This is a genomic window from Akkermansia sp. UNK.MGS-1 (assembly GCF_000980515.1).
Classification (GTDB): domain Bacteria; phylum Verrucomicrobiota; class Verrucomicrobiia; order Verrucomicrobiales; family Akkermansiaceae; genus Akkermansia; species Akkermansia muciniphila.
Map to the genome: position 1 here is coordinate 10,038 of NZ_LBCB01000002.1, position 21,157 is coordinate 31,194.

32 protein-coding genes and 1 tRNA gene are annotated in these 21,157 nt (G+C 49.2%); 28 read left to right on the plus strand and 5 right to left on the minus strand.

Annotated features, from left to right (window positions below):
- A partial coding sequence (locus tag WW58_RS12700; RefSeq protein ID WP_288143384.1) for a hypothetical protein occupies positions 1-219 on the minus strand: 219 nt, incomplete at its 3' end.
- Positions 220-335: 116 nt separating this feature from the next.
- Positions 336-461 (minus strand) — tRNA-Pro (locus WW58_RS12705).
- A 150-nt stretch (positions 462-611) separates the two neighbouring features.
- On the opposite strand from WW58_RS12705, the gene WW58_RS01150 reads away from it, so the two are divergent.
- Entirely contained in the window at positions 612-1,589 is a 978-nt protein-coding gene (locus WW58_RS01150) for a PA14 domain-containing protein (protein ID WP_046434672.1), read from the plus strand.
- Between the two features lie 133 nt (positions 1,590-1,722).
- The gene (locus WW58_RS01155; protein ID WP_288143385.1) at positions 1,723-2,301 is read left to right on the plus strand and encodes a hypothetical protein; all 579 of its coding nucleotides are present in this window, start codon (positions 1,723-1,725) and stop codon (positions 2,299-2,301) included.
- A gap of 68 nt (positions 2,302-2,369) precedes the next feature.
- Here WW58_RS01155 and WW58_RS01160 read toward each other — a convergent pair whose 3' ends face one another.
- Both WW58_RS01160 and WW58_RS01165 read right to left on the minus strand, forming a co-directional pair.
- The gene (locus WW58_RS01160) at positions 2,370-3,431 is read right to left on the minus strand and encodes a DUF4190 domain-containing protein (RefSeq protein WP_253822390.1); all 1,062 of its coding nucleotides are present in this window, start codon (positions 3,429-3,431) and stop codon (positions 2,370-2,372) included.
- Between the two features lie 117 nt (positions 3,432-3,548).
- Complete coding sequence (locus WW58_RS01165) at positions 3,549-4,064, minus strand: hypothetical protein (protein ID WP_253822391.1); 516 nt, start codon at positions 4,062-4,064, stop codon at positions 3,549-3,551.
- Between the two features lie 111 nt (positions 4,065-4,175).
- Here WW58_RS01165 and WW58_RS01170 point away from each other — a divergent pair, with 111 nt between their 5' ends.
- From WW58_RS01170 to WW58_RS01280, 22 genes are all read left to right on the plus strand, one after another.
- Positions 4,176-4,373 (plus strand): hypothetical protein, encoded by a 198-nt coding sequence (locus WW58_RS01170; RefSeq protein ID WP_046434680.1) that lies wholly within the window; start codon positions 4,176-4,178, stop codon positions 4,371-4,373.
- On the plus strand, positions 4,370-5,338 hold the full coding sequence (locus tag WW58_RS01175; RefSeq protein ID WP_046434683.1) for a hypothetical protein: 969 nt from the start codon (positions 4,370-4,372) through the stop codon (positions 5,336-5,338). Before WW58_RS01170 ends, WW58_RS01175 begins: the two co-directional genes overlap by 4 nt.
- Before the next feature lie 250 nt (positions 5,339-5,588).
- Positions 5,589-5,774 (plus strand): hypothetical protein, encoded by a 186-nt coding sequence (locus tag WW58_RS01185; protein ID WP_046434686.1) that lies wholly within the window; start codon positions 5,589-5,591, stop codon positions 5,772-5,774.
- A gap of 19 nt (positions 5,775-5,793) precedes the next feature.
- On the plus strand, positions 5,794-6,024 hold the full coding sequence (locus tag WW58_RS01190; RefSeq protein ID WP_046434688.1) for a hypothetical protein: 231 nt from the start codon (positions 5,794-5,796) through the stop codon (positions 6,022-6,024).
- Between the two features lie 66 nt (positions 6,025-6,090).
- Positions 6,091-6,519: a hypothetical protein gene (locus tag WW58_RS01195; RefSeq protein WP_046434690.1), complete on the plus strand. Its 429-nt coding sequence runs from the start codon at positions 6,091-6,093 to the stop codon at positions 6,517-6,519.
- Positions 6,520-6,583: 64 nt separating this feature from the next.
- On the plus strand, positions 6,584-7,456 hold the full coding sequence (locus tag WW58_RS01200; RefSeq protein WP_253822392.1) for a recombinase RecT: 873 nt from the start codon (positions 6,584-6,586) through the stop codon (positions 7,454-7,456).
- Between the two features lie 5 nt (positions 7,457-7,461).
- The gene (locus tag WW58_RS01205; protein WP_046434692.1) at positions 7,462-8,448 is read left to right on the plus strand and encodes a hypothetical protein; all 987 of its coding nucleotides are present in this window, start codon (positions 7,462-7,464) and stop codon (positions 8,446-8,448) included.
- 14 nt (positions 8,449-8,462) lie between these two features.
- Complete coding sequence (locus WW58_RS01210; protein WP_253822393.1) at positions 8,463-9,083, plus strand: lambda exonuclease family protein; 621 nt, start codon at positions 8,463-8,465, stop codon at positions 9,081-9,083.
- A gap of 44 nt (positions 9,084-9,127) precedes the next feature.
- Positions 9,128-9,616, plus strand: a complete 489-nt coding sequence (locus tag WW58_RS01215; RefSeq protein ID WP_253822394.1) for a hypothetical protein — start codon at positions 9,128-9,130, stop codon at positions 9,614-9,616.
- Positions 9,613-10,032, plus strand: coding sequence for a RusA family crossover junction endodeoxyribonuclease (locus WW58_RS01220; RefSeq protein WP_253822395.1), 420 nt, complete (start codon positions 9,613-9,615; stop codon positions 10,030-10,032). Before WW58_RS01215 ends, WW58_RS01220 begins: the two co-directional genes overlap by 4 nt.
- The gene (locus tag WW58_RS01225; protein ID WP_046434698.1) at positions 10,029-10,325 is read left to right on the plus strand and encodes a hypothetical protein; all 297 of its coding nucleotides are present in this window, start codon (positions 10,029-10,031) and stop codon (positions 10,323-10,325) included. Before WW58_RS01220 ends, WW58_RS01225 begins: the two co-directional genes overlap by 4 nt.
- Positions 10,312-11,073 (plus strand): N-6 DNA methylase, encoded by a 762-nt coding sequence (locus tag WW58_RS01230; protein WP_046434700.1) that lies wholly within the window; start codon positions 10,312-10,314, stop codon positions 11,071-11,073. The genes WW58_RS01225 and WW58_RS01230 overlap by 14 nt, the downstream gene beginning before the upstream one ends.
- 1 nt (position 11,074) lies before the next feature.
- The gene (locus tag WW58_RS01235; RefSeq protein WP_046434702.1) at positions 11,075-11,434 is read left to right on the plus strand and encodes a hypothetical protein; all 360 of its coding nucleotides are present in this window, start codon (positions 11,075-11,077) and stop codon (positions 11,432-11,434) included.
- Positions 11,431-11,826: a hypothetical protein gene (locus WW58_RS01240; RefSeq protein WP_046434704.1), complete on the plus strand. Its 396-nt coding sequence runs from the start codon at positions 11,431-11,433 to the stop codon at positions 11,824-11,826. The genes WW58_RS01235 and WW58_RS01240 overlap by 4 nt, the downstream gene beginning before the upstream one ends.
- Entirely contained in the window at positions 11,819-12,238 is a 420-nt protein-coding gene (locus WW58_RS01245) for an ASCH domain-containing protein (RefSeq protein WP_046434706.1), read from the plus strand. Before WW58_RS01240 ends, WW58_RS01245 begins: the two co-directional genes overlap by 8 nt.
- On the plus strand, positions 12,235-12,570 hold the full coding sequence (locus WW58_RS01250) for a hypothetical protein (protein WP_046434708.1): 336 nt from the start codon (positions 12,235-12,237) through the stop codon (positions 12,568-12,570). Before WW58_RS01245 ends, WW58_RS01250 begins: the two co-directional genes overlap by 4 nt.
- Positions 12,567-13,043, plus strand: coding sequence for a hypothetical protein (locus WW58_RS01255; RefSeq protein WP_046434710.1), 477 nt, complete (start codon positions 12,567-12,569; stop codon positions 13,041-13,043). The genes WW58_RS01250 and WW58_RS01255 overlap by 4 nt, the downstream gene beginning before the upstream one ends.
- A complete protein-coding gene (locus WW58_RS01260; RefSeq protein ID WP_046434711.1) occupies positions 13,040-14,734 on the plus strand; it encodes a DNA cytosine methyltransferase in 1,695 nt (564 codons plus the stop codon). The genes WW58_RS01255 and WW58_RS01260 overlap by 4 nt, the downstream gene beginning before the upstream one ends.
- Complete coding sequence (locus tag WW58_RS01265) at positions 14,731-15,333, plus strand: hypothetical protein (protein ID WP_253822398.1); 603 nt, start codon at positions 14,731-14,733, stop codon at positions 15,331-15,333. Before WW58_RS01260 ends, WW58_RS01265 begins: the two co-directional genes overlap by 4 nt.
- Positions 15,330-16,115: a DNA adenine methylase gene (locus tag WW58_RS01270; RefSeq protein ID WP_046434712.1), complete on the plus strand. Its 786-nt coding sequence runs from the start codon at positions 15,330-15,332 to the stop codon at positions 16,113-16,115. Before WW58_RS01265 ends, WW58_RS01270 begins: the two co-directional genes overlap by 4 nt.
- 2 nt (positions 16,116-16,117) lie before the next feature.
- Positions 16,118-17,155, plus strand: a complete 1,038-nt coding sequence (locus WW58_RS01275; protein WP_046434714.1) for a hypothetical protein — start codon at positions 16,118-16,120, stop codon at positions 17,153-17,155.
- 25 nt (positions 17,156-17,180) lie between these two features.
- On the plus strand, positions 17,181-17,438 hold the full coding sequence (locus WW58_RS01280) for a hypothetical protein (protein ID WP_046434716.1): 258 nt from the start codon (positions 17,181-17,183) through the stop codon (positions 17,436-17,438).
- A gap of 143 nt (positions 17,439-17,581) precedes the next feature.
- Here the strand turns inward: WW58_RS01280 and WW58_RS01285 are convergent, their stop codons facing one another.
- Positions 17,582-17,842, minus strand: coding sequence for a hypothetical protein (locus WW58_RS01285; RefSeq protein WP_046434718.1), 261 nt, complete (start codon positions 17,840-17,842; stop codon positions 17,582-17,584).
- Positions 17,843-18,014: 172 nt separating this feature from the next.
- Between WW58_RS01285 and WW58_RS01290 the strand changes: the two genes are divergently transcribed.
- From WW58_RS01290 to WW58_RS01305, 4 genes are read left to right on the plus strand one after another with little or no spacing between them, the layout of a single operon-like run.
- Positions 18,015-18,698: a ParB/Srx family N-terminal domain-containing protein gene (locus WW58_RS01290; protein ID WP_253822400.1), complete on the plus strand. Its 684-nt coding sequence runs from the start codon at positions 18,015-18,017 to the stop codon at positions 18,696-18,698.
- The gene (locus WW58_RS01295; RefSeq protein WP_046434719.1) at positions 18,688-20,076 is read left to right on the plus strand and encodes a ParB N-terminal domain-containing protein; all 1,389 of its coding nucleotides are present in this window, start codon (positions 18,688-18,690) and stop codon (positions 20,074-20,076) included. Before WW58_RS01290 ends, WW58_RS01295 begins: the two co-directional genes overlap by 11 nt.
- 1 nt (position 20,077) lies before the next feature.
- Positions 20,078-20,374 carry a hypothetical protein gene (locus tag WW58_RS01300; RefSeq protein ID WP_046434721.1) on the plus strand — a complete coding sequence of 99 codons (297 nt, stop codon included), beginning with the start codon at positions 20,078-20,080 and terminating at the stop codon, positions 20,372-20,374.
- Positions 20,374-21,006 carry a hypothetical protein gene (locus WW58_RS01305; protein ID WP_046434723.1) on the plus strand — a complete coding sequence of 211 codons (633 nt, stop codon included), beginning with the start codon at positions 20,374-20,376 and terminating at the stop codon, positions 21,004-21,006. The genes WW58_RS01300 and WW58_RS01305 overlap by 1 nt, the downstream gene beginning before the upstream one ends.
- The last annotated feature ends 151 nt before the right edge of the window (positions 21,007-21,157 follow it).

Here is a 21,157-nt window from a genome sequence, read left to right on the forward strand (position 1 = left end):
CGGGGCTTTTTTGTGGAGGAGGTTCATTCTCCTGTGTTTAGGGGGGATGTTATAGAGTACTTCCGCAGCGGCTGTGATGCTGCCTGGCATAGGGGTGAGAATTGGGCATAGATAATTTTTCCTCTGCATCGGTAAATACCCCCGACATCCTCCAGGCTTAATTGAGAAGATTTGCCCGTTTGATTTTGTTCCTGTGAGGAGGGTAAATTCAATCAGCATGATGCTGTTTATTTGCCTTGGCGCAAAATAGGGGAAGTGCAGAGTTATTAATGAGTAAAATTGTTTTATATCAGTAAATAAGTAATCAAAAAGCCGCCCGGAGGCGGCTTGGAAATTGGTCGAGCTGACAGGATTCGAACCTGCGACCTCTTCGTCCCGAACGAAGAGAATTCATTTTTTGACTATTGATAGTCAATGGTTATGTTTCTTGTACCCTTTCCATACCCTTTATTTTCCGCTTGATTATCGTGTCGTTTTAACCTTCCCCTACGTGGTGAATGAGGGGTGAACTACGCGTTAAACGTGTTGATAAGAAACGAGAAATTTTTCAAGGTATCCATGAACTGAATGTTCAGTTCATTCAACAATAAACGATTAGAAAACATAACATTATGGCTATATCAACTAAACCATTTCACCCGCTGGATGCTGAGAACAACCGCCGTTACAAGGTGACGAAAAAAGCCGCCCCCAAGATCGCATGGCACAAGACGGAAGAAACCGGCGCCCATAACTGGGAAGGCTATATCCGCATCCCGGAAGAGGGAGATTATACCTTCTCCGTCACTTTGGATGATAACGGCTACATTGAAATCAACGGCCAGAAGGTCGTGGAAATCACGGGCACGAACTCATCCAAATCCAAGACAGGAGACCCCGTACACCTCAAGAAAGGATTCCACTATACCAAGCTTCAGCACCGGAACGAGGAAGTCCCGGAAGCCATCGCCCCATATCCCAATGCAGAGGAATTCGTTCCCAAGATGGGAGAAACTGATCTGGAACTTTGGGAAATTGATGCTCCCAAGAACCTGATGAAGGCTGCGGATGCTCAGAAGCTGCTGGGACATTACCAAGGGCTGGTGGATTACAAGACGATTCCTTCTGATCAAAGCGATAAGGTCTGGGAGAAGTTTGGAAAGAAGGTTGCTACGGATATGGCAGGAGAACAAACCTGTGCTACGCGCCTGAGCATTGCCCTGAACCGCTACGGATACCGGCTGAACGGGGCCAAGTACCCTAATGGTTCCCAGGCATCCAATAATGTGTTGAACATGGGGGGCGACATCGGCATTCTGAATCCCGGCATGACTCCGGAGAGCGATCCGTCCAGTTTAGGTAAGCATATTATCATCAGCGCCGAGGTCATGGCCGGGCACCTGAACGGCACCATCATGAAGAACATGGGATGCGATGGCTCGGATTACACTTCCCCCGAAGATTACAGTACCCCGCAGCAGGGGGATATTGTGATTTTCGGTGATTCCCTGCATGTGGGGATGTGCCCCGGTGACGATGAGAGTGTGGGATCATTCTTGTCTGGGGGAGTCTGGTTGCTGTACCGAAGCACATTGGACGATAAGGAATAAGCGGGCATCCCGCTTGTTTTCGGGGAGCAGGGCGACCTTCTCCCTTTTTTATTAGCGTGAAGCGGTGAAGAGATGTCTGGAAATGGCGAAACATTCGTTTGCATTTTCTTTATTTATGGGGTAGGTATTTTTTATGTTTCAAAAATTTTTATTGTTTCCTCTTTTAACGGCTTTTTTGTTGTGCGGAGCTTCCGCCCGCTCCGAGGTATTGAAAACGGTAGATATTGCACCAGAATCCTGCGAAGATGTGCTGACCGCTTACTTGAAGCGGGCGGATACTGTGTTGCTGGTATGTGTATATGAAGCGCGATTTTCTCCGAGAGCTGTCAGGAAAGGCGTTCTATGGGACAAGGACTATCAGTGCCGCATTGTCCAGACCTTGCGGGGGAAGGTTCCCATGGGGGGCCTGCTGGTTCTGCACAAGAAGGCGGAGAGTCTGCCTGACGCAGGAGTAGTGAGGACAGAGGGGGATAATCGTTTTATATCCGCCCTGGTGCCGGGAACGTTGTGGTATGTATTCCTGGATTCGCGTAAGCTGAAGAACTTGGGAAACAACAGTTGTGAATATTCGCTGGATACGATGTGGCTTAATCCTCTCTCCTGGTCTGACCGGGAAGGGCTAGCGGCTTTTAGAAAGCTGGTGCGCGTAGAAGAAGGTCGTATTACTGAAGAATCGGAAGCTGCCCGTTTCCAGCCGGAATCCGGCGAGTAATTCGGTCTTCCCTTCTTGCTTCGACTTAATTTGAATCATCCCCGCTCATGAAATATGAGCGGGGCTTTTTATTGCGGATTTTCAACTTGGTGCCTTTGCACATCTTCAATTAAAATCCCTTGGAAAGATGGCTCTGTACTTGTTGTTGCTTTTTCGTCAAGGAAAGTATCTTTGTCGTAGTCATAGACGACAACGGCGTAGTTAATTGCCTTATTGCCAAGAGCATTTTTTCCTCGAAATGCTTCTTGAAGTATGAGTTGTCCAAGGTCTGTTTTTTTCTTACCCTTTTTGAATTTACAGGTTAATGAAACATGCTCAAATGAGGCTGGATCGTGAAGGGTAGGTTTAATGAGGGATTCTAGGAGAGGGAACCTGTAAGTTCCTTCTCCAGACATGATGTTCAGAAACCTTTTTTTAAAAACAAAGAATGCTTGCTCTCTTTGCGAGAACGCGGCAAGGCAACTTTTCTCAGACAGTCGCCGGTCGGAAGCTCGTGGATCGTCATTTTGCTTTTGATGTTCCGCTTTGATATGAAGATTCAGAAGTTCTTCTCGTTCTTCTTCCGTTATTTTCAAGTGGAGGATATCATTTTTCGTATAAATTCCAGTCGCCGCTTGATACTTTCTGGCCATAAGGCATGGTGGAAATGCTGGTTCTTTGTATGGTTCGTCTATAGGAGCATCTGCTTCTTTTTTCTTAACCTCTGTTAGTCCATGAAGCCTTGACGGCTTCATGAATTCCTCCTTTAAAACTTCTGGTTGTAAATCATTTACTTCTAGATTTTTTTGATCCTCAATTGCGTCAGTTCTAAATGTTTCGGAAGTATGGTTTTGTTGAGGATTTTCATGTGTCGCCCCTTTGTTGACCGTCTCTGCAAGGGGACTCACAGAGTCCATAAAAATCATAATGGGAATGATCAGTATGAAGCCAAAGAGGGAAAGACTTGATAGAATAAGTCCGATCAAAGATGGCACTTTTCCGTATCCTGCTTGTTGATTTGCTTTCTTGATGCCTTTGATTCCGCAAATGAGTCCAGCTATGGAAGGAATCAAAAAGGGGAAAAGAGGGATGGAGGAAATACTTAAAAAGAGAGATATTTTACTTGCCTTGTTAGAATACTGAACATTCATGAGATATAGCGTAGCAACTCCCAAAATGTATCAGAATATTATGCCGGATTTCAAATAAAAAGCCCCTCTCTGCTTATGATGCAAAGCAGAGAGGGGTGGAGTTACCAATCCAGTAAGTTAATGATCTTCCCCTTGGGTAGTAGTCGTCTGATGCAGCGGATTGCTGCTCGGAGCATTTCCTTCTCCGATAACGACGGGCGAGGTGGTGTCTGTGTTGAAGGAATGACTTTTCTTTTTACTCACGTGAAGAGAGGTAATTTCAGTTCTCATTTCTTCGTTGGAGGCAGCATATTCCACAGCCAGGGAACAATAAGCCGTAACAGTCAGTCCCAGTCTGTAGGCTTCTTGGTGGACTAAATCCTGAATATTGGGTTCAAGGGTAATAAACATCTTTCCGAGATTTTCTACAAATGGAAGATCTTCTAATTCTTGATGCTCATTAGAAAATATTTGTGGAATTAGGTTCATAAGAGCCAGTTTTGTTTTTGCAGAAATAGGTTTTTTACTCATTTGTGCTCTGAGTGATTGTCCTTTCAAACCTAGTTTTGTCGCAAGTTTTTCTTGAGTATATTTATTGTCTTTGAGCCATGCTCGGACTTTTTCTCTGATTTTGTCGTCTGTCATCTCATGCATGGATGTAGTGTAGCCTAAAAATCAACACATAGCAAGACATTTGAGAATGGCAGTGGATAAAAAGACCACAAATGTATTGACTCGTGGTCAAAAAATCTACATAGTCGGGGCATGCAACCGAAAAAAGAAATAGTCCCATACGAAGCAAGCCAGCGAAGCAACGAAGCAAACGCGTTTGTACTTAGCGTCGCCGCCGAAAAAAATATCACTCCGCAAGATGCCTTGGCTCTCATTGTGGAAACCGTTGCCCGTGGCAAAAAGAACGTTACCCGGAACACCAACGCTAAGAAGGAGGAGGTAGAAGCATGAGTGATTTTCATTCTTACATGAATGATATTGTGCCTGGGTTTGCTCGCGACGCATACCAGGCTGCAAGCTGGGATCCTGAAAAAAGAGGAGAGGAATTTAGGAAAGCGTATGCTCAGGAAGTCATCAAATTCCGTGATGAATTATATGCGTTGGCTGAAGGGCATCCTGAACGCATGGAAGAAGTAGATGAATTTTTTGAAGAGTTCCGTGCCGGTTATCTTGAACGTGCAAACATTTTGTTGAGGGCTATTTCTCGGACGGCATCTTCCGCAGTTGTTGGACGTTCCAATTTCCCTGTTCGACAGAATGAGAAGCGTCTCCAATCAGAACAGAAATGGAGAGTCGAATATATCAAATATCCCGCAAATCGAATGGCCTGCTTCAAGCGTCATTGGGGAATACGAAAAAGTACAGCTATCAGGACTGAGGATGATGATGCCGTTATCCGCATGGAGGCAAAAATCAAGAAGATGGAAGCCATTCAGGAACGCATGAAAAGAGTGAATGCTATTATCCGGAAGGCGAAGGGAAATGACAATCAGGCCAGAGAGGAAATCAGCAAGGAATTCCCGAAGTTATCACACAAGGAAATAACCCTCCTTTTAATGAAAAATCCTAACAGGGGCCAATTCCGGAAGGGGTATCAGGCTTATGAAATGAGCAACAACAACGCCAACATCAAAAGATGCCGGGAACGTTTGGCGAAGTTGAAACGCGCCAAGGAAACCCAAGACCAAGAATTTGCGTGCCAGGATGATATCTCCGTAGAGATATCCCATTCCGAGAATCGGGTGAAAATCTTTTATCCTGATAAACCGGATTTAGAGACACGGCAGAACTTGAAGTCTTCCGGATTCCGTTGGGCTCCATCTGAGGGCTGCTGGAAGGGATATGTAAACAGAAACACATTAAACTTTGTGAAACCCATTGTGGCCGCCTCTATGGCCTCCAAGCCCGCTATTTGATTATGTACGAAGAAACAGACATTTTGACCAGCGCGGATCTTGTGAAAGAGTTCCCCAAAACATTCAGAACACAAAATTCCGTCGCTTATATGGTTCGGAAGCAAGGGCTGCCACACCGCCGTTTATCTGCCAGGAAGATTCAGTTTTCCCGAATAGCTATAAAGTCGTGGCTTGCATCAAAGGAATTTGGAAAGACGAAAAGCAAGGCAGCTTCCAAGATTATATTTTAACCATCAGATAATAAAACGATATGAATAACGATTTCGATGAAGAGATGGGGCGAATTTGGCTGAATGAGCAATGGATGAACCACGAACAGGCAACCGATTATTTAGAGAGTTTGCGCGAACAGGTCAGCGATCTGGAAGAAGACCTCTTTGAATGGCCCGGACCTCTTAAAGGATCTTCCAACCCGGACGGTCACCGAGACGAATGATCTTAATTCCAAATCAGTCATGAAGAAAAAATATAAATCTCCCTACAAGGCGCTGAACCCTAAAACTCGGTTTGAGTGCAGTCTTTCCCCACAAAAAACACACGTCAAAATAGATGGATTCTACGGCGAATCCTATTGCGAAGAAGACCCCATGAGGCCCGCCCGCGGAATTGTCCAAAGCCTGGTTTTCTCTGCGTTGCTGGTGGTAATCGGAACCATTGCTTGGTTCGTTTGGCGCGCAAGTTTTTGACGGTTTATCAAACCGTTCCGCTCTCCACGGATTGGAGAAAGTAATAACAAACAGAAAAACAATACAATGGACAATACAACCGAAGATAATCATACGCAAAACGGCACGCCGGAAGAAGGCTGCTGCTGCGATACCGCCGAACAAGCACCCGTTACTGTGGAGATGATCGAAGAAGCTTTTGAGTATCTGAATAACATGGTGAACCGATGCCAGACCCCCGTGTTGGCGCATATACTCATTGAGAAAGGAGACCGTGTAGACGGAAAGAGCACCACCTGTGAAGCTGTTGTGGAAATGTCCGGACCAAAAGGTACGGAATGGCTCGCGGCTCGCGGTTATATCTTTGCTTCCGGAAATTGTTTCTCCGGCAATCCCGAAACTATCTCCCAAGGTGTGAAGCTCGCTTTTAAGGAGGCTCATAAGAGAGTTGGCACGAACCCCATTGTGACCGTGCTCGAAATCGCTGGCTGCGAGTGCAAAGAATGCCAAGACTGATTCAGTTGGCTGGGGTCGGCGGCCACCGATCCCCAGCCCGTTACAACAAACCCGTCGAAAGATTATGAGTAACACAAAACCTTATAAACCAAAATACGAGGACAGACAAGGACAACAGGCCCTTACCCTGTCAACCCCGAAAGAGCTTGCTGGCTTTTTAACCAGGTCAAAAACCTCCATTGCCGCCGCTCTGCCGGCCCATCTCAACCCGGACCGTATGATTCGTCTCGCGGTAACTTGCTTTTCACAAAACCCAGCCTTGCAGCGGTGTTCCGCTGTAAGTATCTTTTCCAGCTTGCTCATTGCCTCCCAGCTTGGGCTTGAGCCGGGAGTAGCCGGGCAGGGATATCTTATCCCCTACAAAGGTAAGTGCACCTTTGTTCCCGGCTGGCAGGGCCTTGTAGGACTGCTCAACAACACGGGCAGGGCTACCGCCTGGACGGGGGTAGTTTACGAGGGCGACCAGTTCCAATTTGAGCTTGGAGCCTATCCTATCCTCCGCCACATCCCCGGCATCAACTACGGGGATGAGAACAAAATGACATGGGCCTATGCCTGCGCCCGGGTTAACGGAGCGGAAACCCCTGTCATTGAGGCATGGCCCATGGAACGCATCTGGCGCCACAGAGACGCACACAACGAGGTCGGAGAAAAGCATTACTCCTACAAAAACCGCGAAATGTACGCCCGCAAGGTGGTTCTGCTGCAAGTTCTCAAATACATGCCGAAAAGTGTGGAAGTGGCAAATGCCATTGAAGTCTCCCATGCCGCGGAAACGGGACGTGTCGTCAAAATCGACGACGGCGTTGTCATTGACGGCGAAATTGTATCGAAAGATGACCCCGGCATAGATGACTACCCGTTAGACCGTCAAGACCCGACCCCGATGCCGGAACCGGCCCCAGCCTCCGAACCCTCCACCACAAACCTCCTTTAAACGCCATGAGCGAACAACTTGTAATTATCCCCCTGAATGTGAGCGCCAAAGGCGAAGTGCTCTCTTCCAATCTTGCCGAATTCCGCGCCTCCGTCAAAACCGTCCTGGACAGTATCAGCCTCACCCCCGAAACCGATGAAGAATTCGGACTTGCTGAACAAAACGTCAAAATGCTCAAAGGAGCTGAAGATACTGTCAAGGCGGCCAGGGAAAAAGCCCTGAAGGATGCCGAGAGCCTCCATGAATTCTTTGCCGCGCTAGACGAATCCAGTGAAGAAATCCGGCAGGCACGGCTTACCCTGGAAAAGAAGATCGCCGGGGAGAAAGAGAAAATCCGCAACAAGCTGATCGATGACGCCCTTGACCGCCTGGAATGCGCTCCCCATTTGCGGAAGAAAGTATTTGGCGGCACAATGGCGGAAGCCATCAAAAGCAAGCGCACCATTAAAAGCATTGAGGCCGCGCTTGATGCCGCCGTGGCAAAAGCAAACAAAGACATCACAACCAATCGTGAAATCATTTGTGAATTCATTGATTTGTACGGTGGCAACCTCGTGTTGGACGAAGACGAACTTGAAACGAAATCCACTATCTATGTTGAGGCTGAGCTGCGTCGCCGTCAGGATGTTGCCAAAGCCGCCGCAGAACGCGCCAGACTGGAGGAAGAGGCCCGAAAGGCACGGGAAGAAGCTCAACGGGCAAAAGCGGAATTGGAAGAACAGGGCAAACCTCCTGTCCCTCCGGCCCCCGCCTCCATCAACATGACCGCGTTTGACCAGGAACCGGTACAGGCTCCTGCAACATTCCCGGCTCCAAAGAGCGAATCAGAAGAATGGAGGCAATTCCAGGAATCCGTTTTTGAAGCCTTTGCAAAACTCAAGGATGCCCGAGAGAAGCTTACTCACCCCGCCAACAAAAGCCGCGTTGCCTATTTTGCTCAAGCCGTCAACGAGGCCTGGAAAGCCTGCATAGCGGAAGGAGGTGAGAAATGAAAATCTGGCCCTCCATGGAACAACGTTCGGAAGCTTGGTTCCGTGCCCGTGCCGGCCGTCTGACAGCCAGCAATTTTCACCGGGTTTTAACTCCCTCGGGAAAAGACTCTTCCCAATGGCGAGAACTTGCCATTGAAATGTGTTGCAGCCGCATCCGTCCTGATGAAATACAGTGGGAAGGAAACCGCCACACGGACCGCGGGGAAGAACTGGAACCGGAAGCGCGGGAAGAATTCAGCCGAATCATGGGGCTGGAAGTGGAACAGGTGGGATTTATCGTCCAAGACAATGAACTGGTGGGCTGCTCCCCTGACGGCATGATCAAGATCAATGGTCAGTACGCGGCGGGTGTGGAGCTGAAATGCCCTCTTGCAAAAAATCACGCGGAATACCTGCTGGACGGCGTATTACCCGGCCAATACAAGGCGCAGGTACACGGTTCCATGATTGTGACTGGATTGCCCTACTGGTACTTCATGAGCTACTGCCGGCGTCTCAAGCCCCTGATTTTACGGGTGGAGAGAGACAGCTATACCGACACGCTACAAGATGCCCTTGAACGGTTTATCATTTATTACGCGGACGTTTATAAGCGCATCATGCCTATCCTTTCCGAAGGGCAGAAGGACGCATGAGGATGTCATTTGAATTCATAAATTAAACATTAACTAACAATATTATGCAAAAAATAAAAAAAGTCTATCTGGTCCCTTCTATGGGAGAAAATATTCTGGCCTTCACCAATTTTTCCGGGGCCTGGGAAAACGTCTGCCAGCACCCTGACCGACGCGTTTACACGGTCAAGGGGAAACTAGCTGCCCGTTACGCCCCTCTGCAGGTTCGTCCTTCCGTCCTGACGGCGTGCGAGAGTGTTCCAAAAGATCCCCACATGGAGAAGCTGAAAGGAGAGATTGATGCCGTAGCCTGTGCTATCGTGGAATCCTGCAACCTCAAGAAGTACGACAAAATCCGACAGGAAGCCATAGAAGCGTTAGTACCCCTGTCCTTAAGTTTTTCTGTAAAAGTGGATTATCAGAAATTCCGGGCCGATGCCAGCATGAGCGGAAGCATCAAAGTGAAGGGAGAAGGTGTAGCCCTCCTTCCGGATGATTGCCAGCCGGAATTCAATTTTGATGAAGATGAAAATGAGGAAGGAGGCGAAATATGAAGATTTTCCTCCCCATCGTCCCGCCGAAGACAACACACCATTCAAAGAAGATTGTCCGCATAGGAAAGTTTCACAAACTTGCCGACAAGCCGGAGTTGACGGAGGTCATTAGTGACTACATGTCTCTATTACAGCCCTATGCTCCCCCTCGTCCCCTCTCCGGACCAATCATTCTGAACCTGGAATTTGTATTTCCTTGGCGAAAGTCGGAACCGAAGCGGAACCGCATTTTAGGAAAGATCCCGATGACATCCAAACCGGACAGGGACAACATGGAAAAGACTCTCAACGATGTGATGACCAAGCTTGGCTTTTGGACGGACGATGCACAAATCTTTGACGGTCGAACATCCAAATATTGGGGCGATAACGTCGGAATAACCATCGAATTTGCAGAATGGAGACCAACCAAATGAAGACCATACCGCGAGAATTCAACAAGCATGGCTATTCTTACACGCTTGTCACACGTATCGGAGATATTGCCATTTACAGTCAGGAAAAGGAATCACACCGGAATTTTGAGGTCATGGTTATTCGAAAGCGCAAATCTGACAATGACTTTGCCGGAACAAAGGCTGGTGATGAATACATGCCAAGTCCTGAAGAGTGGGGAATTTATGGATGGACATTGACCACATACGAGGAAGCCATTCGGAAAGCGAAAACATGGTTACAAAAAGGAGTTCCCGACTATGAAAGCAGATGAAGAAGACAAGCTGTTTCATACTGACGGCGCTTGGTGGACTTTTTTGAAATCCGGGAAGTGGAATGGAGAAAACGACTACACCCTTTTTGTGGAATTTGTGGATTTGATGTTCACGGCTCTTACACAAGGAAAAGTCGATTGGGAAAAACGTCCTATGTTCATAAAAGATCAGGACGAGAAAATAGCCCGAATTCAGAAGTCCATGATTCTTTTGGGAAATGAGATGGAACGTCATCCATTTTCCGATATTCTTGGTTCTCTTCATCAGGAGCTTTCAAGTTTGAGCCACCGTAGTTCCTTGGGTTCGTTTTATACTCCGGATTCGGTTTGCCAAATGTGCGCGGGAACTGTCAACTCTGCCGATTTGCGGAGAAAGATTGAGAATGGGAAAACCGTCTCGATTCTTGACCCTGCTTGTGGTTCTGCGCGGATGCCGCTTGCTATGGCGGCCGAGCTTGAAGACGTGCGTAATCGCCTACGCATAACCTGCGTAGATATTGAACTTTTGGCATGTAAAATGGCCTATGTCAACCTTGCTTTTTGGGACATTCCGGCAACGATCATACATGGAGATACCTTGAGATGCAAAGAATGGGGAACTTGGAAAACTCCATCTTTAATTATTGCCGAACAAGAAGAAAAGTTCAGGCAAAAGTGGGAAGCCATTATTGACTTCTTTAAATTTCAACAAGAACAATTCTCTTCCAATGTGGGAGAATTGAAACAAATGGAACTTCAATTTAACTAAAATGAAAGATATTAAATGCCCGCTGTGCAAAGAAAAATTAGAGCAATTTAACGTATTGCGAGATGGAACACTCGTGGAAGTTGGTTGCCACAAATGCAAATGGTCAACACATCCAAATTCCCCGGAAGAAGCCTGGAAGGAAGTTGAAGAATTTATATCCCTGTTCCCTCCATTTATGCGAGTAAATCAGGGAGACAATATCAAGTTGGATTTTGAAGACGATATTTTAACTGTCATTGGTAAAGATACCGACCGCTGTAAAATCTATCTTGAGGATTGCAATGGAAATACAGAGATAGCCACGCCGGATGACGTGGAACAATGGCCCTGGGAGCTTAACAGGAAGGAGGGCCAGCAATGATGCAGAACACATTTTATTGGGAGGCCGCCCGGTACATATCCGTGGCGATCATACCCGGTGCGGGGGCAAGGTATTTCACTTACGCCAACGAATCTGACGCACGCCGCCATGAAACCAGCATGAGGGAGTGGCACGGCTCCCAGGGAAGTTTCACATATTACACCATCCGAGACGCCGGGAACATCCTGCGGGCGGCGGAACATTGGACCATGTGTCGGGATTGTAAACGATGCCGACCCTCCCGGCCCCATCTCCGCCAACCGGGGAAGCAGCATGAATGCGACCTCCTGGGAACGGATGGGCACTGGTACGTGGACCCGGAGAAGGACGGCTGCACCTGGGGAACCAGAAGGGAGGAAGAACACAAACCGGAAACCAACAGCAATGATTAACATCCTCTTATCCGTCAGGCGGCCTTTCTCCGGGAAAATTCTGTCCGGGGAAAAGAGATGGGAGTTGCGGAAAAACGTACCGCGCTTAAAAAAAGGCGACTCCGTAACGCTGTGGCTCTACGAGTCCGGGAAAGACGGAAAACGGGCCATCATCGGCAAGTGCCGGATGGTTTCCTATGTGTACATGCGCCACATGCCATTCGGGAAAGCTCTTGGATTATTCATCAAAGATGCTTGCGTCTCTAAAACTCGCCTGCGGACCTATCTCCCCTGCTACGCCTGGGGAGTCCAGGACCCCGTGAGGCTCCCCGCCGCCGTGCCCCTGTCTGATATTGGACTGACCCGGCCGCCGCAGAGCTGGCAGTATATCACGAACGAGCAAGCGGCGATACTGGAAAGGAGGCTCGCATGAAAATGACGCCTGAACAGAAAGCTTTTTACGAATACGGGCGCGCTCGCGCTTGGCTCAAAGCGCACAGATTAAAAGAGTTGCTTGTTGATGTGCCCGATATGGGGCTTTCCTTTTGGCATATGCAGCGCAACATGTGCGGATTAAATGCACTCATCCGCGACGCATGGCAGAAGCGGGCCGCGTGCCGGGTGTGGCAGGTTAAAGAGAGGTACTGTGGGAATTGTAAATATTCAGACTATTCTGAATGGGATGTTCCATGTTGCGAATGCTCTCATGCCAATATCGCAGAAATCATGGACCGCTGGGAACCGAGAAAGGAAGGGGAATCATGAAATACCTCTTTGACCTGCCACCCCGTGATCATGCACGGAAACCCTATGCCGCGGGACTGCCCCCGGAAGTGGATGCCTGGGCCAAGGCCAACAAGCACCGTATCGGAACGTATCGATCTTGGTGCAGGCCGCAATATTCCGTTTTTATCGGGAATGTCGATATGCTCCAGGAATTGTGCAACCTGTATGATGACTATGGGTTTATTGCCTACGGCAACACCAAGGGCGCTGCCGTTCAGCAACTTTACAACAATCTCCAAATGCGAAAAGCCACCGTGGAAGATGCCCTGCGTTTCCTGCTGGGCTATCTCCATGCCGATGACGTTAAAAAATATGCCGCGACTTTTGGCCTGGAAGAGGCGGCGGACGCCGCGGGGGAAAATCCGGGTAGGAATCCTCATAACTCATTGGAAAACGTCAAGGCGCCGTGGGGGAAAACCATGGCGGACGGAAAGGAGGACAAAAGCGAATGAATCTCCTGTACATTGACCTGTTTTGCGGAGCAGGCGGAGTGACGACGGGCATTTCTCAGGTTCCCGGTGTGCATGTCGTGGCCTGCGTGAACCACGATGCCGATGCGATTGCCTCCCACGCCGCCAACCACCCGCGCACCCTCCACTACACCGAGGACATCAGGACTCTGGACACCGCGCCGATGGTCTCACGGCTGGAAACGATGCGGGCACGGTATCCGTGGGCGAAAACCATCCTTTGGGCCTCCTGCGAATGTACCAATTTCAGTAGGGCGAAGGGAGGCAAGCCGCGTGATCCTGACAGTAGAAGCCTCGCGGAGCACCTTTACCGTTACATTGAAGCTCTTGAACCGGACTACATCCAGATTGAAAATGTGACCGAATTCCTCGAATGGGGGCCGTTAATTGAACAGGACGGCCAACTGATGCCGGATCCCGACCGGAAAGGAGACTCTTTCCGCGAGTGGTTCTCCCACATTGAAGGGATGGGCTACAAGGGCGGTTGGCGCATCTTCAATTCCGCCGACTTCGGGGCGTACACCTCCCGAACCCGCTTGTTCATCCAATTCGCCCGGATCGGCTTTGCCCTGGCATGGCCGAAGCCGACCCACCGGCGCGAAAACTGGAAAGCCTGCCGGGAAGTTCTGGACCTTACCGATTTTGGAAAATCCATTTTCACGAGGAAGAAGCCTCTTTGCGACAATACGCTGCGGAGGCTTACTGAGGGAATCAGGAAGTTTGCGAATCCTCAATTCGTCTTCCGCTACATGACTGGCCCGGGGCATGTACACTCCCCGGAGAAACCTTGTGTCACCCTGTGTACGCAGAAGAACCTGTATCTGGCTGCCGGAAAGTTCATGACCAGATACTTTTCCGGCAAGGGGCACAACACTTCCCTGGACGGCCCCTGCGGAACTCTGACAACCATTCCCCACCAGTACCCCGTTACGGTAACTTTCATGGACAACTACTTCGGCAACGGATATCCTACCTCCATTGACGAACCGTGCGGAACTCTTTGTACCAAGCAGCAACGGTTCCCCGTCACGGCAGTCTTCCTGGCAAACTACTATTCCGGAGGCGGCCAGCTTGCCAGCACGGAATCCCCGTGCCCGACGCTGACGACCAACCCCAAGCCCCGCGTGGTCCGCTGCCAGTTCCTGGACCAGCAATACAGCCAGAGCGGCCCGGCATCCCTGGATTGTCCGTTTCCTACCATCACGACCAACCTCCATCACGGAGTTGTTACGGCATCCTACATCCGCGCCATGATGCGCCCCAGGGCCAAGGGACTTGTCCATTCCGTGGACGAGCCCATGAAGACCCTGCTGACGAGGGATTATTTTTACCTGGACACCTGTCGGTATTCCTACATGGGATGCCCGGTTTACAACCAGCCCGCCCCCGGAGACACGGCAGCCATGCTTGAACTCAAGTCAGCCATGCGGGAACGGGGGATTGCCGACATCTACATGCGCCCAATCAGCGTCCGGGAAAGTCTGCGGGTCATGGGATTCCCCGAGGACTACCGCCTTTGCGGCACGCAGACCCAACAGCGAAAATGGATTGGAAATGCCGTTGAGGTGAAAATGGCCCGGAACATGGCCCAGGCATTGGCCGATTCCATGCCCGGCGCCGTGGAAGTTCACGGCAGGCAAATGGCTTTTGAATTCAGAAAGGAGACAGCATGAAAGACTGGACCGGCAACAACCGAACCCTTGGCGCCACGCTGGGCGCATCCAGTCACACCACCGAGAATCGGCAACGGGAAGATTATTACGCCACCGATCCGGACATGGTGAGAGATTTACTCAATGCCGGCGCGCCCCTCCGGCAACGTGTATGGGAACCAGCCTGCGGAGCTGGTCATATCGTCAATGTCCTGCGGGAGCGGGGGCATGAAGTCTGTGCAACCGACATTGTTGACCGTGGATGTCCTGATTCCTGCGTACAAGATTTCTTGTGGGAGTTCGACGATGGCGAGATAGGAGACGTGGATATTATGACCAATCCTCCCTACGCCACAGCCCTTGAATTTGTCGAGCGTGCGCTTGCCTGCGTCAAGAACGGAGCCAATGTCTGGATGCTTCTCCGGCTTCAATTTTTGGAGGGCAAGGCCCGGCGCCGTCTATATGACGTGGCGCCGCCCGCGGACGTGTGGGTATTCAGCGAGCGGCGGACCTGCGCCAAGAACGGGGATTTTTCCAAAACCGAAGGCGGCGCCATTGCCTACGCTTGGTTTCACTGGGTCAAAGGATATAACAATCAAACTATTGTGAAGTGGTTATGAGAGCCGTCCTTAGATATCTTGGAGCGAAAAATAGAATTGCCCCATGGATTATCCGTCATTTTCCGGACCATACCTGCTACGTAGAACCGTTCTGTGGAAGTTTGGGTATCCTGTTCAACAAAGTACCGGCCCAGGTGGAAATCTGCAATGATAAGGATAGCGAGATTGTTAATCTGTTCCGCGTACTCCGAAGTGCGGATGCCTCTAAGCTGATTGAGGCGGTTATATTGACTCCCTACAGCCGTGATGAGCTGCGAGACTCCGCTCCTGCAGGTGATGCCGTGGAGCGTGCTCGGCGTTTGCTGGTGCGGTCTTGGATGGGGATTGCCAGCGACTCCTATCGTACTGGCTGTTCCGGCTTACGAGTAAGCCGGAACAGAATACCATCCGCTGCTGCAGATTGGTGCCGCTTACCAGAAACCCTGTGGCTAGCTGTACAACGTCTGAAGCACGTTCATGTCGAGAATCGGGATGCTTTGGACGTTTTGAAGGCCCATGATGGCCTCGGTACCCTTCATTATATTGATCCTCCTTATCTGGCCACCACTCGGACGCGAACAGGAAAATACACGCATGAATACACAGAGGACGATCACAGGAGATTACTTAATGCCTTGCTTACCTTGCAAGGAAAGGTGGTCTTGTCCGGTTATGACAACGATCTTTACAATTCCATGCTACTTGGGTGGAACAAGGCATCCTGCAACACTCTTTCCAACATGAGTAAACGGCGTCAGGAAGTGCTTTGGATGAATTATAATCCTCAACTGACACTTTTTTAATTATGGCAAATAAATCTACAGGAGCTTTAAAATATTACGCAATAGACGTTAACATGCGGTCTGCTCTTGCTGAACACGGCGAGGCTTGCGTAGGACGTTGCGCGTTGCTTTGCCTCTATTGTGCAGAGCAGGTCAATGGGGGGATTATTCTGGATTGTGGAACATGGAATGCCCGGCAATGGATGATCCGTGTCGGATTGGAGGGTAGGCCAGAAGATGTACCAGGGCTTTACCATTGGGAAGGAGACAACCTCGTGGTAGAAACCTACAACAAGGAAGCTGAAGAGAAAGCCTTGAACCACCGGCGCGGCGGAAAGAAGGCCGCAGAAGCCAGGTGGGGTAAGAAAGAAGATGAAAGCGGTATTACGGAATGCAATGACCTTTCTAATACAGAGAGTAATGCAAAACGCATACCACAATGCAATGCAGATAGTAATGCGGACTGCATTACACCCGGCAATGCTAAGGAAAGGAAAGGAGAGGAAAGGAATATAGGGAGAGAAACTACTACGGTGGACAGTACACCGTGGGAAGATGTTCCTCCACCGCCTCCTGTCTTTTCCTCTCCCTCGCGGCCTCGGATTGCTGACAATCATCCTGCAGCAGATCCCAGGGCATGGCAGTTCATTGTGGCATGTTTACAGGTCAATCCTGTGTGGAGCAAGACGATGCCAACTGCCCAAGAACAGGGGATAGCTCTGGAAGCCTGGGAAAGCTGCAAGGGAAGTGTGACCCCCAAAGATATTCGGCTTTTGCAAGCTTACTATGCTTCGGACCTAGACTCCGACAGAAAAGGAAAACCGTTTTGGAGGCCCGATTCCAGAAGCAGATTTTGGGAGAAGTTCAACGATGTGCTTACACACGCCACACGATGGGCAAAGGAAACACGTTGGAAGCCCAAGACACAACAGGCCACAAAGTCAAAGGATGAACCCACGGATGCCGTCAGCGCAGAAAATAGCTTATCCATTGAAGAAGCTTTGAAAGCTCTGCATGACCCAAATTGGAACCCCAACGAAAATATGCATGAAAAGAAGTAAAAGCCTTATCAACGAACGAATTAACATGGCTCTGTTTTACATGGAGCAAGGAAGCTCCAAGCAAGATGCCTGTTTGGCTGCGGGAATCACGGCAGAAAACCTTGCTTATTACACTCGCCGGGATCCTGTATTGAAGAGGAAGGTTGACCTGGCAATGTCCAAGGGAGGATTTAGAGCTTCAAATGGTTCCTTTTTTACACGTAAGCCCCCTCCTGGACGTAAAAAGAATGTCAGTTTATCCGAGATACAGCGGAAATGTGACGAAAGGTTGTCAGATGAATAATGAAACGCCGTCCCGTAAAAAGGGCGGCGTTTCTCTTGACTTCGTGGAATGCTTGAGGTAACTACTCCGCAGAACGGTTTAGTCGCCGTTTTGTGTGTGGCGGCTTCCGGGGGCAGTTTGCTGCCGGGAGCCGTCATTGCACATCATTTGGCATGGGCCTGCTGAACCTCCTTTGTGGGAGTGTCACTATTCAGGCAGTCAATCCATTCACTTTCTTTGCCGGTGCGTTTAAATGCCCGAACCGTTTCCTTGTTTGAGTCGGCAATGATGATTGTTTCAATCCATTCTCCCTTCTCTACGCAGTGATCTCGGGCCGCTGCAATAGCATTTTCAATGGAGGTTGTCGCGGAGGTTGAGCTGTTGCCGTTGTTGCTTGTCGCAATCCACCTGTATTCGTTGTTCATTGTTTAGTCGTGTTTTGTGTTAATGCCGGAATTTTATATCCGGCATTGAAAGTATGTTTAACCTGATAATAGACAACAAGCATTTTCTTCAAAATTCGTCATATTTATTCAAAATATAATTCCTGATAATTTTTTGATTGCGCTCTATAGTCAGTTTCCTTTCAACATAAGTATGAAACGTCTTGATGTTGAAGAAAAGGCCAGGGTTATTTTATCAGGAGTGCCGGTATTCTGTCGCTACGATGAAATACGGAAAGTAGCTGACTTGAAGGAAAATCCGGATAATCCGAACCGTCATCCTGATACGCAGATTGAACGACTGGCTGAAGTTATCAGGCTGGCCGGATGGAGAGCTCCTATTACTGTTTCTGACCTTTCCGGTATGATCGTCAAGGGGCATGGCCGCTTGGCGGCGGCCAAACTGGCCGGATTGGAAGAAGTGCCTGTAGAGATACAGCACTACGAAACGCCGGAACATGAACGGGCCGATTTGATTGCCGACAACCATATCGCAGAATTGGCTGACTTGGATGACGACGCCTTGAAGCTTCTTATACGGCAAATGTCTGAATCAGGTGAATTCCCTCTTACTTTGACCGGTTTTTCCGACCGTGAAATTGATGATATGTTAAATGAGATTCCAGAGGACATTCCAGAAGATTTGAACCTTGAACGTGATGAAGCCGGTTCCACATCTCAGAACTTTGTCAAGTTTGGAACAATCAAAATTATCTTGAGCGAAGAAGAGGCCAGACGCTTCAAGGAATTCTATGATCGTTACCTCAATGATAACGGTAATGTGATGGGGATATTCACAGAATTGTTGAACAAGGGAGACAAACGGTATGCGAATTGAGTTCATTGAACGCTATCCTATTGCGGCCTTGACTCCGGCTGATTACAACCCCCGGAAACTGGCCGAAGATAAATTCCTGAAACTGCAAGAGAGTATCCGGAGATTCGGAGTCATCAAACCTGTTATTGTGAATGGAGATAACGGTATTTTGACTGCCGGACACCAGCGTACACGTGCCATGATAGCCCTGGGCATGACGCATTGTCCCGCGGTCAGAATCAACGGTATTACCCAGGTTGATGAAATCAGGTTCAACCTGTTCCACAACAGCGTAGAAACCAATAAGAGCAAAGCTCGCGTGTGCGGAAACCTTTCTGCAGGACAATACCATATTGTGCAGCCAGACCACCTTTCCTACGAAAAAAATGATAATGCGACCATCGTCTTTGAAATGGGCCGCCTTATCATGAAATATGGGGAATGGGGTTCCATCGTGTGCAATACACGGGGGGATGTGCTGCTGAATAGTGACTATGCCGTTGCCTCCAAGCAACTGAAACGTGAGGTCATTTGCTACGTGATCCGTGATGAAGACGAACAGGACATGCTTGAACTGCTGGGAATTGAATACGGACAGTATTACTATGATTCCCTGGGCGTAAAATCCTACAACCAGCTTCTGTGCCAGATGCACCGTCTCAACGGAGGCGGGAAACGTGACCTCAAATCGACAACATACGAACGATATGTGATTCCCAGGTTGCGTAAGGACATGCGGATTATTGATTTTGGGGCGGGCCGTTGTGCGTATGCTCAGATTTTGGCAGGAAAGGGATATCACATTTTACCTTATGAGCCACACTTCCAGAGGGAGGAAAAGCTTGATGTCCGTGAAGTAGTTCGTCAAATACGCCTCATTGAACGAGACATTGCCAGATCCGGACTATTTAATCTGGTCGTTTTGGATAGTGTTCTCAATTCAGTCGTCAATTCCAAGTTTGAGCATTACGTCTTGACTGCCTGTAATGCCCTGGCTTCCAAGAATGGCATGTTGATACTCGGCACGCGCAATAAAGGGTTTCTGGATAAGGCTTTAGACTACAAATACACGAACGCCCCAAGCCGGAACATTGAATTTCTTGATAAAGAAAACTTCTCTGCCACCTTCCGGGCCGGGGTATGGACCATTCAGCATTTCCACACCCACGCCACATTGAGGAAATTGCTTGAGGAATACTTTTACGACGTGGAAATCATTGGTGTAAGGTCTGCATCTCAGATTTATGCAATAGCCAAACGTCCGCGTAAGCTTGACGATGACAGAGTAAGGGAAGCTCTGGAAATTGAGTTCAACATGGAGTACCCGGGGGAATATCGCCATAACCAGCATAAGGGGCTGGTGGAGCTTATCATGACCCGTTTGAAAGGAGAGAGATAACATGAGAGCATTAGATTTTGGATTTGGATTGCTGAAAAACGTTTGGTCCATCAGGCCGGGGCAGAAAGCCCCCTTGCTGGATATTCTCATTCTCGTCGCCATTCAGAAGGGGTGTGTAACCAGAAAGGCTATTCTGTCAGATGTGCCGGTCAATGAAGGATCATTCTTCGGTTCCATCCGTTCCCTGTTGAGAAATGGCTTTATCACCCGCAAGGAAGATGGACGGCATCACGTCAATTACAGATTGACTCCGAAAGGGGAATCCCTGATTGCAAAACTCTATACCGTTACCAAATAATGGAAATCAAGATAGATGCCAGCGATTTATTGAACCAGCTTGATATGCTGGATGAGCGGGCACGTAAGGTCGATGATCTGACGGTAAGAGACATGAAACGTCGCGTGCCCGGCGCCGTCTCTGCTGCTACTGCCAGTGTGTACAGAATCAAAAAGAGTGAAGTGGCGTCATGCTCAGCCTACGCTTACGATCACACAGGGAGAGGGAGAAATGCCGGAAAGGCCCATGTTCGTACCAGTTTCCAAGGCACGACGATAGCCTCCTTTGCTGTAGCCTTCAAAGGCAGGAAGCATGCAGAGTGGAAGACTGCCCCCAAGAGACGGCCCAGGACAAAGATAACGGTCCGTAAGAACGGAGTACGGCGTAGAGTACCCAAGCCCTACGAGGTGACGGTTGAAACGTTCAGAGGGAAGCCAGCGGTCATCAAAGGTAAAAACGGGAACAGAGTATTTGTTGTGGATGGCAGGAATCGGGCATTCGTAGTTGGTAAGAGCAACCGCCCGATGGTTCATGCGTCCACGTCCGTTCCTCAGGCCATTACAAACAAGAAGGTCAAGGCTATATGGATGCCCAAGCTCAATCGAGACTTGGAGAGCCGGTTTTACCACCATTTCAACAGATTGATGCGGTGATGGGAATCGGAATGGTCAAGGGGCGGCGGCCGAGGGGCCAAGGTACTGTCCGGCAGCGTTGCTCCATGCGCTGGGCTCCACCCCAAATAAGGCGCATTTTTCAATTTTTTTTTCGTCGTTTGGTTCACCCCCCATGCGTCGATTTTCGGAA

Coding starts and splice junctions, on each gene's coding strand:
- WW58_RS01150 (WP_046434672.1), top strand. CDS start 612: ATGGCTATATCAACTAAACCATTTCACCCGCTGGATGCTGAGAACAAC.
- WW58_RS01155 (WP_288143385.1), top strand. CDS start 1,723: ATGTTTCAAAAATTTTTATTGTTTCCTCTTTTAACGGCTTTTTTGTTG.
- WW58_RS01160 (WP_253822390.1), bottom strand. CDS start 3,431: ATGAATGTTCAGTATTCTAACAAGGCAAGTAAAATATCTCTCTTTTTA.
- WW58_RS01165 (WP_253822391.1), bottom strand. CDS start 4,064: ATGCATGAGATGACAGACGACAAAATCAGAGAAAAAGTCCGAGCATGG.
- WW58_RS01170 (WP_046434680.1), top strand. CDS start 4,176: ATGCAACCGAAAAAAGAAATAGTCCCATACGAAGCAAGCCAGCGAAGC.
- WW58_RS01175 (WP_046434683.1), top strand. CDS start 4,370: ATGAGTGATTTTCATTCTTACATGAATGATATTGTGCCTGGGTTTGCT.
- WW58_RS01185 (WP_046434686.1), top strand. CDS start 5,589: ATGAATAACGATTTCGATGAAGAGATGGGGCGAATTTGGCTGAATGAG.
- WW58_RS01190 (WP_046434688.1), top strand. CDS start 5,794: ATGAAGAAAAAATATAAATCTCCCTACAAGGCGCTGAACCCTAAAACT.
- WW58_RS01195 (WP_046434690.1), top strand. CDS start 6,091: ATGGACAATACAACCGAAGATAATCATACGCAAAACGGCACGCCGGAA.
- WW58_RS01200 (WP_253822392.1), top strand. CDS start 6,584: ATGAGTAACACAAAACCTTATAAACCAAAATACGAGGACAGACAAGGA.
- WW58_RS01205 (WP_046434692.1), top strand. CDS start 7,462: ATGAGCGAACAACTTGTAATTATCCCCCTGAATGTGAGCGCCAAAGGC.
- WW58_RS01210 (WP_253822393.1), top strand. CDS start 8,463: ATGGAACAACGTTCGGAAGCTTGGTTCCGTGCCCGTGCCGGCCGTCTG.
- WW58_RS01215 (WP_253822394.1), top strand. CDS start 9,128: ATGCAAAAAATAAAAAAAGTCTATCTGGTCCCTTCTATGGGAGAAAAT.
- WW58_RS01220 (WP_253822395.1), top strand. CDS start 9,613: ATGAAGATTTTCCTCCCCATCGTCCCGCCGAAGACAACACACCATTCA.
- WW58_RS01225 (WP_046434698.1), top strand. CDS start 10,029: ATGAAGACCATACCGCGAGAATTCAACAAGCATGGCTATTCTTACACG.
- WW58_RS01230 (WP_046434700.1), top strand. CDS start 10,312: ATGAAAGCAGATGAAGAAGACAAGCTGTTTCATACTGACGGCGCTTGG.
- WW58_RS01235 (WP_046434702.1), top strand. CDS start 11,075: ATGAAAGATATTAAATGCCCGCTGTGCAAAGAAAAATTAGAGCAATTT.
- WW58_RS01240 (WP_046434704.1), top strand. CDS start 11,431: ATGATGCAGAACACATTTTATTGGGAGGCCGCCCGGTACATATCCGTG.
- WW58_RS01245 (WP_046434706.1), top strand. CDS start 11,819: ATGATTAACATCCTCTTATCCGTCAGGCGGCCTTTCTCCGGGAAAATT.
- WW58_RS01250 (WP_046434708.1), top strand. CDS start 12,235: ATGAAAATGACGCCTGAACAGAAAGCTTTTTACGAATACGGGCGCGCT.
- WW58_RS01255 (WP_046434710.1), top strand. CDS start 12,567: ATGAAATACCTCTTTGACCTGCCACCCCGTGATCATGCACGGAAACCC.
- WW58_RS01260 (WP_046434711.1), top strand. CDS start 13,040: ATGAATCTCCTGTACATTGACCTGTTTTGCGGAGCAGGCGGAGTGACG.
- WW58_RS01265 (WP_253822398.1), top strand. CDS start 14,731: ATGAAAGACTGGACCGGCAACAACCGAACCCTTGGCGCCACGCTGGGC.
- WW58_RS01270 (WP_046434712.1), top strand. CDS start 15,330: ATGAGAGCCGTCCTTAGATATCTTGGAGCGAAAAATAGAATTGCCCCA.
- WW58_RS01275 (WP_046434714.1), top strand. CDS start 16,118: ATGGCAAATAAATCTACAGGAGCTTTAAAATATTACGCAATAGACGTT.
- WW58_RS01280 (WP_046434716.1), top strand. CDS start 17,181: ATGGCTCTGTTTTACATGGAGCAAGGAAGCTCCAAGCAAGATGCCTGT.
- WW58_RS01285 (WP_046434718.1), bottom strand. CDS start 17,842: ATGAACAACGAATACAGGTGGATTGCGACAAGCAACAACGGCAACAGC.
- WW58_RS01290 (WP_253822400.1), top strand. CDS start 18,015: ATGAAACGTCTTGATGTTGAAGAAAAGGCCAGGGTTATTTTATCAGGA.
- WW58_RS01295 (WP_046434719.1), top strand. CDS start 18,688: ATGCGAATTGAGTTCATTGAACGCTATCCTATTGCGGCCTTGACTCCG.
- WW58_RS01300 (WP_046434721.1), top strand. CDS start 20,078: ATGAGAGCATTAGATTTTGGATTTGGATTGCTGAAAAACGTTTGGTCC.
- WW58_RS01305 (WP_046434723.1), top strand. CDS start 20,374: ATGGAAATCAAGATAGATGCCAGCGATTTATTGAACCAGCTTGATATG.